We start from the raw sequence: 15678 nt of genomic DNA, 5'->3' as shown, positions 1-15678 counted from the left end.
CGCGCCCGGCAAGCGCCGGGCCCGTTTCGCTCACGCCCCGTTTCAGGTGCGGGTGAGCCCCATATCCTCGAGCAGCCGCCCCATATGCTGCTTGAACGGGAAGAAGCCCTTGCGCGCGTGCGGCCAGAAGGTCTCGTCCCAATCGCGGCGGACCTGCACGAGTTCGATCCCTTCGCCCTCTAGTGCCTTGGCGATGTCCGCCAGCCGCGTCGCCACCGGCCCGACCGGCGCATAAGGCGTCACCACCCGTTTCACGCCCGCCTCACGCGACGCCTGCACGATCGCCCCGGCATTCAGGGCATCTATCCGCTTCACCGGCGCCTTGCCGGTTTCGCCGAGCGCCGCAGCCATGTCGCGCGCAGCGTCCGCAACAAAGGCGCCTGCTTTGTCGCCCCAGAGCAGCGCCCGATCGGCAGCAATGCAGGTGCCCCGGATATCGGCCTCGCGGAGCAACGCTTCATCCGGGTGCATGTCGTCGCTCGTGACCAGCAGCAGCGCCGGCGCACCCCTGGCAGACCCGGCCTCACCCAAAGGAGTAGCAGCAGGCACCGGTGCTTCGGTCAGCGGTTCCGCGATCTCCGCCAGCCCCTTCGGCGCAAACCGCCCGCCGGTATAGCGCGCGATATTGTCGGCGGTGGCGAGATAGGTCTTGCCCGCCGTTTGCAATCCAGCGACCCAGCGCCAGGACAATGTGTTGCTCGCCGCATCGGCATCGATCAGGTGGCGCAGGAAGAAATCCGCGCCCAGCGCCCAGGGCAGCCGCAGCGTGAAGATCCAGATCGAGGCGAACCACATACGCGCGTGATTGTGCAGATACCCCGTCTCGACCAGCTCGCGCGCCCAGTCATCGAAGCCCTCTATGCCGGTGCGCCCCTGCTCGGCCTGTTCGAGCGCGCGGACATTGCGCAGCCGCTCGCGCTGCACATCGCGCTCCTCGACGAAGCGGGTCCAGATGCCGGGCCGCATCTCGAGCCAGCCCTTCCAATAGGTGCGCCACAGCACCTCCTGCACATATTTCTCGGCCGCCGCGAGCGAATGCTTCTCGAGCACCGCCGCGCACACTTCCTGCTCGCTCAGCAGGCGAAAGCGCAGCCAGGGTGAAAGCTGCGACACGGCGCTGGGCCGACCGGGCCCGAGATCGCTGTTGCGCCCCTCGGCATAGGCGCGGCCCGAATGCGGCACGAAGGCGTGCATCCGCGCGAGGCCCGCTGCGCGCGTCGGTTCGAACACCCCGCTCATGCCCGTCGCTCGCGCAGCAGGCCCTGCAGGCGTGGTCTGATCTTGAGAAAGCGCAGATAGGCGCGTTCGAGCAGCGCCAGCACCGGTTTCCAGCGCGCGATGAGGCCGAGCGGTCGCAGCAGGGGAATGGCACGCCACATCGCCGCAAAGGCGGCCGCGCCCGAGAGCATCACGCCATTTTCGCGCGCATGGAAGCGTTCGAGCAACGCCTTGCGGTCGATCGGGCAAGAGCCGCCCGGCGTCGATACGTCGACAAAGTCGATCGCCCCGCGCCGGTCCAGGCGCCGCATCAGCGCGATTTCACGGGTACAGAGCGGGCACGCGCCGTCATACCAGATTTCCAGCTTGTCCCTCATTCCGTGCGCGGCCCCGTTTTCTGCTGCCTCGTGTCGAACATAGATACGCGCAGGACCAGCGCAACGGATGCCGCTTCGCGGAATCTGTTATCGCTGAAAATGCCCATCCCGATTAATGGGAAATTTTCCCAATAGTCAGCATTCATTCATGTTCTGCGCAGGCCTGAAAAAGGCTAAACCGCTGGAATAATGTAGCTTTTTCAGTTTGGCACGGCGTGTGCTGGGTATCTGGCATCTCCGGACACTCCGACCGGAACCACCAGATACTCACGAAAGGACACCGCCATGACCCTCTTCTCGAACGCCCAGAACCAGATCGCCGCCGTCGCTCTCGCCATCCTGACCTCCAGCCTGTTCATCGCCGCCAGCGTCGCTCCCGGCGTCGTCGCCTGATCTCCAGACCGCACCTCAAACCGAAATCGAAAGGACCTTCTCCATGAACATTCTCGCCACCGCTCTCGCCACCATCTGCTCGGTCATCCTCGTCGCTACCAGCGTCGGCCCCGGCATCATCGTCTGATCCGCATCGCTTCCAGACCCTCTCGAACACAGGGAACCACCATCATGAACGTCATCGCTTCCGCTCTCGCCGCCATCACCTCAGTCGTCTTCATCGCTGCCAGCATCGGCCCCGGCGTCATCGTCTGATCGTCCTGAGGCCCGATTACACCGCAGCGCCGACCAACCTGCCAATCCCTGCCGTCAGCGCCATGGCCAGCGCACCCCAGAAGACGACGCGGATCACGGGACGTGCCACCGGAGCACCCCCAGCCCGGGCGCTCACCGCGCCCAGCAGCGCGAGGAACAGGATCGATCCTGCCGCCTCGCCCATCACCATCGACCCCATTGGCAGCAGGCCCGCCAGCAACAGCGGCAGCGCCGCGCCGACCGTGAAGGTCAGTGCCGAGGCCAGTGCCGCCTGGAGCGGCCTTGCAGCCGTCAGATCGTTGATGTGCAACTCGTCGCGCGCATGGCTGCCCAGCGCATCGTGCGCCATCATCTGCGCCGCGACCCGATCCGCTGTCACCGGATCAACCCCGCGCCCGACATAGATCGCGGCCAGCTCGGCGCGTTCGAACTCGGGATCGTCCGCCAGTTCCGCCCGCTCGCGCGCCAGGTCGGCTGCCTCGGTGTCCGACTGGCTGCTGACCGAGACATATTCGCCCGCCGCCATCGACATCGCGCCTGCGACCAGCCCTGCCGCGCCCGCCACCAGCAGCGCCTGACGGTCCGCCCCCGAGGCTGCGACGCCCAGAATCAGGCTGGCGGTCGAAACGATCCCGTCATTCGCCCCCAGCACTGCGGCGCGCAGCCAGCCGATCCGCGCGATCTGATGGCTTTCGGCATGGACGGGCATTCCCGGCTTGGCTGTTCTTGGCACTGGCGATCCCTTATCTGCATCTGGTGGCCCAGTCTGGCGCAAAGCAGCAGACCGATCCAGAGGCGAGGCCCGGCCGCAACGATCAATTCCGGCACCACGGCTCTGGACAGAGGCAGCCATCGGATGCCAAGCCATCGCCATCCCCCCTGCCCGCCTGAGCCGGAGATGCCATGAATCCCCTCTATCGCGACATGCCGACCACGATCTTCGAGGCGATGTCGATGCGTGCGCGCGAGACGGGCGCGATCAATCTGGGCCAGGGCTTTCCCGATGGTCCGATCAACGCGGCAGTGATCGCGGCGGCCTGCGATGCGATGCACCAGCGGTCGAACCAGTATCCGCCGATGATCGGTCTGCCCGAATTGCGCGACGCTGTGGCAGGCTGGTACGCGCGGCACCAGGCGCTCGATCTGGCCGCCGACGAAGTGGTCGTAACCTCGGGCGCGACCGAGGCCATCGCTGCCGCATTGCTCGCGCTGATCGTGCCGGGCGACGAGGTCCTGCTGTTCCAGCCGCTCTACGACGCCTATCTGCCGCTGGTGCAGCGTGCCGGCGGGATCGCGCGCATCGTCGACCTGGACCGGACGAGCTGGCGCATCGACCCTGCCGGCCTGACAGCCGCGATCGGCCCGCGCACGCGGCTCATCGTGTTCAACGACCCGATGAACCCGCTCGGCACCTGCGCGCATCCGGACGATCAGGCATTGCTCGCGCAGGCCTGCGTAGAGCACGATCTGATCGCGATCTGCGACGAGGTGTGGGAGGCGCTGGTCTATGATGGCGCTGAGCACCGGTCGCTGATGCAGCAACCGGGCATGCGCGAGCGCACGGTGAAGATCGGTTCAGCCGGCAAGATCTTCGGACTGACCGGCTGGAAGCTGGGCTGGATGTGCGCCACTCCGCCGATCGCACGCGTGCTGGCCAAGGCGCACCAGTTCCTCACCTTCACCAGCCCGCCGCACCTGCAATGGGCGGTGGCCGAGGGGCTGAACAGCCAGGACGCCTGGATCGCCACGGCGCGCGCCGAGCATCAGGCGAGCCGCGACTTTTTCTGCGCTGGTCTGCACGCCATAGGCCTTGCCACCATCCCTTCGGCCGCGACCTATTTCGTGACCGTGGACCTTGCCGCATCGCAGGTGCCGATGGACGATGTCGCATTTTGCGAAGCGATCATTGGCAGCGCAGGCGTCGCCGCGATCCCGATCTCGGCCTTCTATGCCGAAAATGCCCCCAGCCATCTGGTGCGCTTCTGCTTCGCCAAGCACCGCGCGACGCTGCAGGCAGCGCTGGACGGGCTCGCCCGCGCGCTGCCCGGACTGCGCTGACTTACCGAGACGGTAGAAATGGTCGGGGAGACAGGATTCGAACCTGCGACCCTCTGCTCCCAAAGCAGATGCGCTACCAGGCTGCGCTACTCCCCGATCCGGCCAGCTCTGGTCGGCTCCTGGCGGTGTCTTTCCGGACGGACTGGTGGGCCCGGAGGGACTCGAACCCCCGACCTAGCCGTTATGAGCGGCCAGCTCTAACCAACTGAGCTACAGGCCCGTCCAGGCTGTGCCAGAGGCGCGGTTAGCCCAGCGCGGGCCTGCATGGCAAGCGCGAAAAGCCTCGGCATGGGTTTTAGCGGACAACGCGCACTGGCATCATCTCAGGATATGGGCGTCGATATCCGCGATGCTGGTCGGCTTCACCCCGCGCTGCGCGAGATAGGACAGCACGTGATGCCACCAGTCGTAGAAGGCGGTCACATCCTCGTCCTTGCGGACATAGGGCGTATAGCCCGGCTTCAGCGAAGGCGAATGGAACGAGAAATTGAGCACCGGCAGCCCATCGTCGAGCGCGATGTCGATACCGCGCACCACCTCATCGATCGAGATGCCCTCGGGCGTCAGCGAGATCCGCTCGAGCAGCCGCCCGCGCGCCATCAGCGATTTCGTCACGCCTGCCATCTGGGCCAGCGGGAACAGCGTTCCCTGACGGCGCAACAGGCCCCAATAGACCGAGGTTACCGGCAGTTCGACAATGCCCAGCTTCCGGTCAAGCCAATAGGGCTCGAGCGGATATTGCGAGAAATCGGGTCCTTCCGCCTTGCTGTAATCGAAATTGGCGCGCACCGAGGTGTCGTAGAGCACCCCCGCCTCACGCAGCAGGTTGAGCGTTTCGCCGCCAATGCCATAGCGACCGGCGCGATAGGCGATCGGCTGCTTGCCGGTCACCTCGGCAATCGCGTCGCGCAGCTTGAAGAACTTGGCGCGCTCGAGCTCCTTGGGCAGGTTGCCGGCATAGGTGTTGCGCTGGTTGACCTCTTCCTCGAACGGCGGATTGACCCAGGGGTGCAGCTGGATGCCGACCTCGGCGCGTCCCTCGCGCACCAGAGCGCCATAGATCTCGCGCCCACGCGGGTCCGAAATCACCGGCCAATCGACGAGATACAAGGGCGTTACGCCATAATCCTCGCACAGTTTCTGGAAATCGTTGATCGCCTCGACCGCTTCGAGCGAATAGCCCTCGCGCTCGATCGGCCGGGTCCAGTCGAACTCTTCCTCGACATCGACCGTCACCAGATAACGCTGGCCGAATTCGGGCGAAAAGCGAACAAAATCATCCTTGCCCGGCAATCTTGCAAAGGTCATGCGCTCATGTCTCGCAGCGTCGCAAATGATCGGCCTGGCCCCTCCCCGGTCGCCACTCCGTGCGCGTTCCTCCCGCCTAGGATCGCGCGGCTTCTGCGCTAATCCCCGCCTCGGGCAAGGTCAAGCGCAGAGCTTCGTCCTCGACCGCGAGCGCGCCGCCATGGCTGGCGAGCAGGTTGCGCACCAGCCTGAGGCAGAAGCCCAGGCCGAGCAGCGGACCGCCGTCGCGCGGCCCGGCATCGGTGCGGTCGACATCGAACAGCGCCGCTTCATCGAGCCCGGCGAGCGTCTTCGGGCGGCTGAACAGGATGTCGACGGTCGGGCTGTGATCGGCGAACTGCACGTGCAGCGTCTCGCCCGCCTCGCAGCTGCCGATCAGCGCACCGGCCAGGCGCGGAACGATACGGTCGAGCGCCTGGGCCGACATGGCAATCACCGAAGCCTGCGGAACCGAACCCAGAACCAGCGATGCCCCCGCATAATCGAGCAGCGGCTGCACCCGCGCCGACAGGCGTTCGGCGAGCTCGTTCAGCGCGACATGGCCATCGGGATCGTCGATCGCGTTGCGGTCGAGCCTGAGCGCCGTATCGAGATCGTCAAAGCCGTTCAGCAATTGCCGTGCGTCCTGGCGGATACGCTGCGCCATCTCGCGATATTCGCTGAGCACGGGACCGAACAGCTGCTGCTCGATAATCTCGGAAAAGCCCATGATCGCATTGAGCGGCGTGCGCAGTTCATGCACGATCTGGCGGAGGCCATCGCGCCCGGTCAGCCCGGCTGCGGCCGCATCGGGGCCCGCACTTTCCCAGGGCATCGGGCGCCGCAGCGTTCCGCTATAGCCGGTGAAGCGGCCGGTGGCGCGGTCGAAGCACGGATCGGCATCGACGCGCCATTCGCCCGCCAGCGACGCGGCACTGCCCAGATCGGCGCGCCCGCCGCGGATCGGCATGCGACGACTGAACGCCGTCGCAACCGAGGCATCGACGCCGCGAAAGCCGCTCAGTGCCGGCTGAGCGAGCGACAGCCCGTGCACCATACCAAGCAGCATGCCGCGCGTGCTGCTGATGCTGCCGTCGATGCCGGTGGCGAACTGGAAATGCTGATGCCCCTCGGGCAGGGCGCTGGCCGTCTCGACCGGTTCGGCGGCAGTGCTCTCGGGCGTGCCGAGCGTCTGTTCGAGCTGCTGCCAGCCATCGCGGCTGGGCGCCTCCTGCTCCATTGCCTGACGGATGCGCACTTCCTGCAGCGCCTCGATCCGCTTGACGATTTCGCCGATGCTCTGCGGACTGGCGGCGACCGGTGCGGGCTCGGGTTCAGGTTCGACCACCGGTTCGGGATCAGCCTCGACCAGCGGCATCGCGGCAGGCTCGGACGCGGCGACCAGCTCGGGCGCGGCCTCGGGTTCGAGGATCGCTTCGGCGTCGACCGGTAGCGGCAAGGCAGGTTCGGCTTCGGAGGCCTGGGCCACCGGCTCGTGCTCGGTGGGTGCCGCCGTATCGGCCGGCACCTGAACCTCTGCGGCGGGAAGCGCGGTATCGTAGAGCCCCAGCTGGTCGAGCAGGGCCTGGGTGCGCGGGCCGATATCGCGGCGATGGCGGAGGAAGCCGCGCGCGCGGGTGGGGAGCGCGGGGACGAGCGTCGCCCAGCTTGCGTCGTCCAGCCGTGCGGCGCGGATCGCCGCGCTGGCGATTTCGGGACGCTCCGATGCGAGATACTGAACCAGCACCGGCGACACCAGCCGCCCGGACAGGCACTGCACGGTCAGCAGCCGATCGGCATCGCTCACACTGGTGCGAAGTTCGTGGATCCGGGCCAGCGCAGGCGCATGCCGCGCGTCAAGATCATTGCCGCCGATCTGCCCGAGCAGGTCCACCAGCTGCCGATATTGCGCCACTGCCGCTCCGCCAGTGGGGACGCTACCGGCCAGGACGGTGGAAAGGCGGTCGTCGTAGCGCATCGGCTTGGGGCAAGGTCCTTGGAACAGCACGATTTATTGGATCGGGCGGGCGTGTTCGTTACACGCAGCCGACCGGCCAGGACAAGGGATAGCTCTGTCGGCTCACCTGCGAAAGGGCGCTTTTTATCGCGTCGCAATGTGGGACAATTGCGTTACCGAATAATTATATTATAGGTAGCTGGCGTGATGTTGCGGATTATTTCTGCCGCACGCCGAAATACCGCAGCTTGCACGCGGCCGACGATGGCAACCCACCGTCGGCACCGGCGGTTGCCTAGCAAAGCCAGGGGAAAAATCGTGTCAAGTCTGGACCATATCGACCGGCAGCTGCTGACCCGGCTCCAGGATGAGGGGCGGATTACCAATGTCGAGCTCGCGAGCCGTGTCGGGCTGACCGCGCCACCCTGTCTGCGCCGCGTGCGGGCGCTGGAGGAAGCCGGCATCATTCGCGGCTATCATGCCGATATCGACCCGCAGAAGCTGGGCTTTGCGATCACCGTGTTCGCGATGGTCAGCCTGAAGAGCCAGGCCGAAAGCGATCTCAAGGCGTTCGAGGAGCATGTCAGCACCCTGCCCCAGGTGCGCGAATGCCATATGCTCAACGGCGAGATCGACTTCATCCTGAAGATCGTGGCGCGCGACCTGCAGGAATTCCAGGCGTTCCTGACATCGAAGCTCACACCGGCGGCCAATGTCGCCAGCGTCAAGACATCGCTGACCATCCGCACCAGCAAGCAGCAGCCGGGCGTCCCGCTCGAGGAATGATCGCCTTTGCCGGACGCGAAAAGGCAGGTCGGGCTGATTGCCTGGCCTGCCTTTTTGCTGATCGGCTTGCGCGTGATCAGGCGGCGGGAGCGGTCGCGCCAGCGCCTGCCTTCTGGTCGATGTACAGCGTCCACAGCTTGGCGAGCGGGGCGCGCACGCCCGTAACGCCAGCCAGCGTCTGACGCGCGGGTTCGTACTTGCCCTGTGCCACCTGCGCGATCGCCTGGACCATCAGCGCGCGTTCCTTGTCAGTTGCGCCCTTGGTGACGGCGATGCCCGCCAGCTCTTCGGCCTCGGCATATTGCTTGTTCGCAAGCAGCGCGTCTGCGGTCGCCAGCGTGACGGTGGCGGTCGCCTTGCCACGCGAATCGCGCACGGACTCCGGCAGCGTCGCGACATATTCGCCGCGCGCGCCGCTGGCGGTAGCCAGCGCGTCCTTGAAATAGGCATTGCCGTCGGTGATGATGCCTGCTGCCTTGCCTTCCTCGATCAGCGCGATGACTTCGGTCGGACGACGCGCAGCGCCGGCGGCCTCGATATATTCCTGATAATCGCTGGCGCTGGTCATGCCGCCCGCCATGCGCAGCAGGCGCATCGCGTCGAGATTCTGCTCGCTGGTGAAGTTGCGGTTATCGGCCTGCACGGCCTGCACCACCTCGTGCCACGCACCCTTGCCCGCGTCAGCGCGGAGCAGCAGGTTGGCAAAGACGCTGCTGTCGGTCTTGGTCGCCCGCGCGATCTGGAAGCCGCGCTTGGCCCAGCTTGCCGAATATTGCTTGGTACCGGCAAGGTCCGCTTCCACGGCGCGCTGCAGATACGGCAGGCCTGCGGCAGCGATCGGCGCGTTGGTCGCATCGATGCTGCGGCCGCCCGACTTGGCGATCGCCTCGCCGAAATGCGCTTCGGCCAGCTGGAACAGGTTCACCGGACCATTCTGGCCTGCCTCGACCGCAGCCGTCAGATACTGGCGGGCGCGGGCGAAATCGTTCTTCAGCAGCGCCTTTTCGCCGATGAAGCTGTTGAAGGTCTTCTTCTCGGCGTCGGTCGACTTGCCGCTCGCCAGCGCCTGTTCGATGCCCTTCATCTGCATCGCCTCGTCATTCTTCTTGAGGCCGATCTGCAGCGTCAGCTTGCCGGTCAGATATTTCTCGTCGGCGCTCGCAGCGACCGCGGCGGCTTCGTTCAGCTTGGCTTCTGCCGTGACGAAATCGCTGGCACCAAAGGCGGTCTGGGCGGCCGAGAACGCGTTGCGGAACTCTGCGCTCAGCTCCATTTGCGGCGCTTCATCCTTGCCCTTCTTGCCCTTCTTCTCGGTGCGCTGGGCAAAGGCTCCATCGACCGGCAGCGCCAGCGAAACCGCGGTGGTTCCGGCCAGAGCCAGCATCAGGGCCATGTTGAAACGGGAAATGCGACGCATGTTATCCTCCGAACTAAAACACGGCAAAGCCTGAGCTGCCGATCACCTGTCAGCCTTTGGCGGCTGGTTGATGAAGCCGTCCTTAATGGCTCTGGCAGGAACGGACAACGACCTTTGCGGTTCCGGTCCAAAAAGCCGATGGCGGCGGTGGCAAGCGGGCGAAAGCACTGCTTGTCCGACTTCGTTCGATGGCCTTTGCATCGGTTCGTCGCTCGTCTATGCGCTGGCCATCATGATCATCCTGCTTTCCCCCGCCAAATCGCTGGATTTCGATTCGCCCGCCCCTGCCATCAGCCCAAGCGAGCCACGCTTCGAGCCGGAGACCGAACGGCTGGTGAAATCCGCCGCGCGGCTGAGCAAGGCGAAGATGAAGCAGATCATGCCGGTGTCCGATGCGCTGATCGATCTCAACTATGCGCGCTATCGCGGCTTTTTCGATCAGCCCGAACGGCCTGCCGCCTTCGCGTTCAACGGCGATGTCTATACCGGGCTGGAGGCCAAGACGCTCGACGAGCCCGCGCTCGACTTTGCGCAAACCCATGTGCGCATCCTTTCGGGCCTGTACGGCCTGCTGCGACCGTTTGACAGCATCCGCCCCTATCGCCTTGAAATGGGGACGCGCTGGGCACCGCGCCACAGCTCGCTGGTCGCCTTCTGGGGCGACCGGATTGCCGCCGCGATCGCCGAGGACCTGAGCGCGAGCGGCGGCGACACCGTGATCAACCTTGCCAGCCAGGAATATTTCGCCGCCGCCGACAAGGGGCTGGCCAAGCGCGGCATCCGCGTCATCACCGCCGATTTCCGCCAGCAGGGGCCCAAGGGGCCGCGTTTCGTCAGCTTCGATGCCAAGCGCGCACGCGGCATGGCGGCGCGTTTCCTGTGCGAGAACCGGCATGCCGAGCCGGAGGCGCTCAAGGGTTTCGACAGCGACGGCTATCGCTTCGATGCCGAGGCGAGCGACAACGACATTTGGCGCTTCGTGCGCGCATGAGCCGCACCACGGTCGTCATCGGCGCTTCGGGCGGCATCGGCGCGGCCTTCGTCCGGCAGGCTGGGGTGCGCGGCGACACCGTGATCGCGCTCGCCCGCAGCCTTTCCGGCGAGGACCATATCGATCTCGAGGACGAGGCCAGCATCGCTGCGGCGGCAGCGCGGCTTGCTGACCGGGGCCTTGCCCCCGACCGGGTGATCGTCGCCACGGGCCTGCTTCACGCAGACGGACGCGGGCCGGAAAAGAGCATGAAGGACCTCGATGCCACCTGGATGGCGCGCAATTTTGCGGTCAACACCATCGGCCCCGCGCTCGCCGCCAAGCATTTCATCCCCCTGATGCCGCGCAAGGCCCCTGCCCTGTTCGCCACCATCGGCGCGCGCGTCGGCAGTATCTCGGACAACCGGCTGGGCGGCTGGTACGGCTATCGCGCGGCCAAGGCGGCGCTGCACATGACGATCCGCAACATCGCGATCGAATGGGGCCGTCGCAACGACCAGGCGATCGCGGTCGCCCTGCACCCGGGAACGGTCGACACCGCCTTGAGCAAGCCCTTCCAGGGCAACGTCGCAGAGGGCAAGCTGTTCGATGCGGACCGGAGTGCGGGCATGATGCTGGACGTGCTCGACCGGCTTTCTCCGGCCGATTCGGGCGGTATCTTCGCCTTTGACGGCAGCGCCATCCAGCCCTGACTTTGGCGCGTTGCCAAGCGCCTGTTTTTCCTGTTGAAAAATACCCGTAAAACGCCCGCAAAAGCTGGCTTTTCCGCACTCTGTCGCCTAGAGCCGATCATGACGCGAAAGCGTCACAAAAGGCATAAAAGGCGCATGGAATGAACGATACCACCGCAACCGCGGAACCCAATGAAATCGAACGCATCGACATCGTCGACGAGATGCGGTCGAGCTATCTCGACTATGCCATGTCGGTCATCGTCAGCCGCGCCCTGCCCGATGTCCGCGACGGCCTGAAGCCCGTCCACCGCCGCATTCTCTTCGCCAGCCAGGAAGGAGGCTTCGTCGCTGGTCGGCCCTATCGCAAGTCCGCCAAGATCGTCGGTGACGTGATGGGTAACTATCACCCGCACGGCGACAGCGCGATCTACGATGCCCTGGCGCGCATGACGCAGGACTGGTCGATGCGCGTGCCGCTGATCGACGGCCAGGGCAATTTCGGATCGATGGATCCCGATCCGCCAGCCTCGATGCGTTACACCGAGGCGCGCCTCGCCAAGGTCGCCAACAGCCTGCTCGACGACCTCGACAAGGACACGGTCGACTTCACGCCCAACTATGACGGTTCACGCGACGAGCCGCAGGTGCTGCCCGCGCGCTTCCCCAACCTGCTGGTCAACGGCGCCGGCGGCATCGCGGTCGGCATGGCGACCAACATCCCGCCGCACAACCTCGGCGAAGTGATCGACGCGTGCCTCGCGTGGATCGACAATCCGATGATCGAGCTGGAAGATCTGATGAAGATCGTCCCCGGCCCCGATTTCCCCACTGCACCGCTGATCCTGGGCCAGGCGGGCGTGCGCAACGCCTATTCGACCGGCCGTGGGTCGATCATCATGCGCGCGCGCCACAAGATCGAGGAAGGCCGAGGCGACCGCCGCTCGATCGTGCTCACCTCGATCCCGTTCCAGCTCGGCAAGAACAGCCTGGTCGAAAAGCTCGCCGAAGCCGCCAAGGACAAGCGCATCGAGGGCGTCAGCGACATTCGCGATGAATCGAACCGCGAAGGCGTGCGCGTCGTCATCGACCTCAAGCGCGACGCAACGCCCGAAGTCGTGCTCAACCAGATATGGCGGCACAGCCCGGCCCAGTCGAGCTTCCCGGCGAACATGCTGGCGATCCGCGGCGGTCGCCCCGAGGTGCTGCCGCTCAAGGAGATCATCGAGGCGTTCGTCCGCTTCCGCGAGCAGGTCATCACCCGCCGCACCAAGTTCGAGCTCGCCAAGGCGCGCGACCGCGCGCATATCCTGCTCGGCCTGGTCGTTGCGGTGACGAACATGGACGAAGTGGTGCGGATCATCCGCTCGTCCGCCTCGCCCGCAGAAGCGCGCGCGGCGCTGATCGCGCGGCAGTGGCCGATCGAGGAGATCGCGCCCTATATCCGTCTGGTCGAGGCGATCGAGGCCGAGATCGAGGGCGATACCTATACGCTCAGCGACATCCAGGTGCGCGCGATCCTCGACCTGCGCCTGCACCGCCTGACCGCGCTGGGCCGCGACGAGATCGGCAACGAACTGAAGGCGCTCGCCGCGAGCATCGAGGAATATCTGGCCATCCTGGGTGACCGCGCCAAGCTGTACCAGGTGCTGCGCGACGAGCTGATTGCGGTGAAGAGCGAGTTCGCCACGCCGCGCCTGTCCGAGATCGCGCCAGCGGCCGACGGCATCGACGACGAGGACCTGATCGAACGCGAGGAGATGGTCGTCACCGTCACCCTGCAGGGCTATATCAAGCGCACCCCGCTCGATGCCTTCCGCGCGCAGGCGCGGGGTGGCAAGGGCCGCTCGGGCATGGCGACCAAGGACGAGGATGCCGTCACCAGCATGTTCGTCACCTCGACGCACACGCCGGTGCTGTTCTTCTCCACGCACGGCAAGGTCTATCGCCAGAAGGTGTGGCGCCTGCCCGAGGGCGGTCCGGCGACACGCGGACGGCCGATGGTCAACCTGCTGCCGCTGGCGCAGGGCGAGACCATCCAGACCGTGCTGCCGCTGCCCGAGGACGAGAATACCTGGGCCGATCTGCACGTGATGTTCGCCACCGCCAACGGCACCGTGCGCCGCAACTCGATGGATGCGTTCACCAACATCCCCTCGAACGGCAAGATCGCGATGCGCTTCGACGAGGGATCGGACGACCGGCTGATCGGCGTCGCGCTGCTCACCGAGGGCGACGACGTGCTGCTCGCCACGCGCCAGGGCAAGGCGATCCGCTTTGCCGCGACCGATGTGCGCGAGTTCCAGAGCCGCACCTCGACCGGGGTGCGCGGCATGAGCTTGCGCGAAGGCGACGAGGTGATCTCGCTTTCGATCCTGGGCGGCTTCGATGCCACGACCGAGGAGCGCGACGAATATCTGCGCGCCGCGCCCTGGAAGGGCAACGAGGCAAAGCCGACGCTCTCGCCCGAACGGATGCAGCAGTTCGCCGAGGCGGAGCAGTTCATCCTCACCGTCTGCGCCAACGGCTATGGCAAGCTGTCCTCGGCCTATGAATATCGCCGCACGGGTCGCGGCGGCCAGGGCATCACGAATATCGACAATATCGAGCGCAACGGCCCGGTGCTGGCGAGCTTCCCGGCGCACCAGTCGGACCAGCTGATGCTCGTGACCGATCAGGCCAAGCTCATCCGCCTCAGCCTCTCGACCATGCGCGTGATCGGCCGCAATTCGGCCGGCGTCCGCCTGTTCAACGTCGCCGACAACGAACACGTGGTCAGCGCGGCGCGCATCGCGGAAGAGGATAATGGCGACGTGGCGGAAGAAACAGCCGAGCCTGCGGGCGAGTAAGCCTCAGCCTCGCTCCACGATATGATCGCGGAACCAGCGGGCGACCTCTTCTTCGGAGAGGTCGCCTGCGGCGAGCGCCATTGTCATGACGACAAGCTCGGCTTCGGTGATCTCGAACGCGACATCGTTGAGCAGCAGAAAGGTCAGCGCAACCACGGCCGCGCTGCGCTTGTTGCTATCGGCAAAAGGATGGTTTCGCGCGAGGCCAAAGGCATAGGCTGCCGCCAGATCAGCGGCATCCGGCTCCCCATAAGCGGCTAGATTGAGCGGACGCGCCAGCGCGCTCTCGACCAGCGCCGCATCGCGAATGCCGCTCAAGCCGCCATGTTCGGCGATCTGCTCGTCGTGCAGGGCCAGGACGACATCCTGCCGCACCCAGATCCAGTCAGCCACCTCACTTGGCCAGTTCGCGCAGCGCGTTACGATAGCGCGCCATCACATCGCGCGCCGCCGACATCTGCTTGTCGAAATCCGGATCGACGGATTTGAGGGCGATGCCATCGGCCTGCTTGACCACCGACACCTCATCGCCTTGCTCGACATTGAGATGCGCCAGCACATCCTTGGGCAGGATGATGCCGGTGGAATTGCCGATCTTGATGAGCTTGAGGGGCTTGTTCATACGGATGTTATAACACGCGCACCCCCGCGCTTCAACCGGCGACCCTCGGGTCCTTGTGGCGCAGGCTCTGGATGACGCCGGTGCAGATCAGGAACTGGCCGAAATAGTAGAGCGGCCAGATCATCCAGTCGGGAATGGCCGAGCCTTCGAGCGGCCCCAGCCGCGCGAAGATCAGCAGGTCCGACACCACGAACATCAGTGCGCCGGTGCCGACGCGATAGCGAGGGAAATCGCTGGTCCAGGCCATGGCCGCCATGACCGCGAGGAACAGGCTGTAGAACGCAATGCCCGCTGCGCCGCTGCGGTCCATGGGCAGCGCCCAGGCGATCAGCACCACGCCCGGCACCAGCAGCAGCGCGAACAGCCGCTGGCTGAAGGTGACGCGTGCCCGGCGGTGGCGTGCATAAAGCCAGATTGCGACACAATGGCCGAGCAGGAAGGCGACCGCGCCATAGATCATGTCGATCTCGATCGCCATGTCGCCAATCGCGCCCAGCGTCATGACCGCGCCGATCAGCTGCCCGTCGCGCGAATGGTGCCGGGCAAAGGCGAACACCGCCAGGAAGCCGACGCCCAGCCCTTTCCACAGCATCAGGTACAGGCCCGGGATCGGCGCATCGCTCACGAAATAATAGCTGATCGCCGCCACGAGGCTCAGCAGCAGCCAGGGCCGCGATTCCGCCAGTGCGCGTTTGACGACCATGTATCTTCCCCCGTTTGCATCCGTCCTCCTGATGGCACCGAACACGGATAAAGCGCAAGCTGGGCAAATCGCCACACACGCGCTATCTGCACGC

The 15678-nt window shown here is 65.6% G+C and carries 14 protein-coding genes and 2 tRNA genes; 5 read left to right on the top strand and 11 right to left on the bottom strand.

Annotated features, from left to right (window positions below):
• Positions 1-42: 42 nt before the first annotated feature.
• The 3 genes from FG486_RS13640 to FG486_RS13630 all read right to left on the bottom strand — a co-directional run bounded on the left by FG486_RS13640 (position 43) and on the right by FG486_RS13630 (position 2952).
• Positions 43-1239 (bottom strand): FAD-binding domain-containing protein, encoded by a 1197-nt coding sequence (locus FG486_RS13640; RefSeq protein ID WP_181267878.1) that lies wholly within the window; start codon positions 1237-1239, stop codon positions 43-45.
• Positions 1236-1595: a thiol-disulfide oxidoreductase DCC family protein gene (locus FG486_RS13635; RefSeq protein WP_181267877.1), complete on the bottom strand. Its 360-nt coding sequence runs from the start codon at positions 1593-1595 to the stop codon at positions 1236-1238. The genes FG486_RS13640 and FG486_RS13635 overlap by 4 nt, the downstream gene beginning before the upstream one ends.
• A 664-nt stretch (positions 1596-2259) precedes the next feature.
• Positions 2260-2952 carry a VIT1/CCC1 transporter family protein gene (locus tag FG486_RS13630; protein ID WP_066284533.1) on the bottom strand — a complete coding sequence of 231 codons (693 nt, stop codon included), beginning with the start codon at positions 2950-2952 and terminating at the stop codon, positions 2260-2262.
• A gap of 194 nt (positions 2953-3146) precedes the next feature.
• Between FG486_RS13630 and FG486_RS13625 the strand changes: the two genes are divergently transcribed.
• Positions 3147-4301 (top strand): aminotransferase, encoded by a 1155-nt coding sequence (locus FG486_RS13625; protein ID WP_181267876.1) that lies wholly within the window; start codon positions 3147-3149, stop codon positions 4299-4301.
• 19 nt (positions 4302-4320) lie between these two features.
• Here the strand turns inward: FG486_RS13625 and FG486_RS13620 are convergent.
• From FG486_RS13620 to FG486_RS13605, 4 genes are all read right to left on the bottom strand, one after another.
• A tRNA-Pro gene (locus FG486_RS13620) sits at positions 4321-4397 on the bottom strand.
• A gap of 47 nt (positions 4398-4444) precedes the next feature.
• Positions 4445-4521: transfer RNA gene (locus FG486_RS13615), tRNA-Ile, on the bottom strand.
• 98 nt (positions 4522-4619) lie between these two features.
• Positions 4620-5609 carry a polysaccharide deacetylase family protein gene (locus FG486_RS13610; protein ID WP_181267875.1) on the bottom strand — a complete coding sequence of 330 codons (990 nt, stop codon included), beginning with the start codon at positions 5607-5609 and terminating at the stop codon, positions 4620-4622.
• A 76-nt stretch (positions 5610-5685) separates the two neighbouring features.
• Positions 5686-7566 carry a sensor histidine kinase gene (locus FG486_RS13605; RefSeq protein WP_181267874.1) on the bottom strand — a complete coding sequence of 627 codons (1881 nt, stop codon included), beginning with the start codon at positions 7564-7566 and terminating at the stop codon, positions 5686-5688.
• A 297-nt stretch (positions 7567-7863) separates the two neighbouring features.
• On the opposite strand from FG486_RS13605, the gene FG486_RS13600 reads away from it, so the two are divergent.
• Positions 7864-8331, top strand: a complete 468-nt coding sequence (locus FG486_RS13600; RefSeq protein ID WP_060979048.1) for an Lrp/AsnC family transcriptional regulator — start codon at positions 7864-7866, stop codon at positions 8329-8331.
• 76 nt (positions 8332-8407) lie between these two features.
• Here FG486_RS13600 and FG486_RS13595 read toward each other — a convergent pair whose 3' ends face one another.
• Positions 8408-9748, bottom strand: a complete 1341-nt coding sequence (locus FG486_RS13595; protein WP_137775818.1) for a hypothetical protein — start codon at positions 9746-9748, stop codon at positions 8408-8410.
• A gap of 232 nt (positions 9749-9980) precedes the next feature.
• Here FG486_RS13595 and FG486_RS13590 point away from each other — a divergent pair, with 232 nt between their 5' ends.
• From FG486_RS13590 to gyrA, 3 genes are all read left to right on the top strand, one after another.
• A complete protein-coding gene (locus FG486_RS13590) occupies positions 9981-10739 on the top strand; it encodes a YaaA family protein (RefSeq protein ID WP_181267873.1) in 759 nt (252 codons plus the stop codon).
• Positions 10736-11431 carry an SDR family NAD(P)-dependent oxidoreductase gene (locus tag FG486_RS13585; RefSeq protein ID WP_181267872.1) on the top strand — a complete coding sequence of 232 codons (696 nt, stop codon included), beginning with the start codon at positions 10736-10738 and terminating at the stop codon, positions 11429-11431. Before FG486_RS13590 ends, FG486_RS13585 begins: the two co-directional genes overlap by 4 nt.
• Positions 11432-11571: 140 nt before the next feature.
• A complete protein-coding gene (gyrA, locus tag FG486_RS13580; RefSeq protein WP_181267871.1) occupies positions 11572-14259 on the top strand; it encodes a DNA gyrase subunit A in 2688 nt (895 codons plus the stop codon).
• 3 nt (positions 14260-14262) lie between these two features.
• Here gyrA and FG486_RS13575 read toward each other — a convergent pair whose 3' ends face one another.
• The 3 genes from FG486_RS13575 to FG486_RS13565 are packed head-to-tail and all read right to left on the bottom strand — an operon-like array spanning position 14263 to position 15584.
• Entirely contained in the window at positions 14263-14652 is a 390-nt protein-coding gene (locus FG486_RS13575) for a type II toxin-antitoxin system death-on-curing family toxin (protein ID WP_181267870.1), read from the bottom strand.
• A 1-nt stretch (position 14653) separates the two neighbouring features.
• A complete protein-coding gene (locus FG486_RS13570; protein ID WP_066284078.1) occupies positions 14654-14881 on the bottom strand; it encodes an AbrB/MazE/SpoVT family DNA-binding domain-containing protein in 228 nt (75 codons plus the stop codon).
• Between the two features lie 31 nt (positions 14882-14912).
• A complete protein-coding gene (locus FG486_RS13565) occupies positions 14913-15584 on the bottom strand; it encodes a lysoplasmalogenase (RefSeq protein WP_066284081.1) in 672 nt (223 codons plus the stop codon).
• Positions 15585-15678 lie beyond the last annotated feature (94 nt).

The organism is Blastomonas ursincola, assembly GCF_013607875.1.
Classification (GTDB): domain Bacteria; phylum Pseudomonadota; class Alphaproteobacteria; order Sphingomonadales; family Sphingomonadaceae; genus Blastomonas; species Blastomonas ursincola.
The sequence above is the reverse complement of the archived record's forward strand: the minus strand, read 5'-3'. Positions and strand labels throughout refer to the sequence as shown.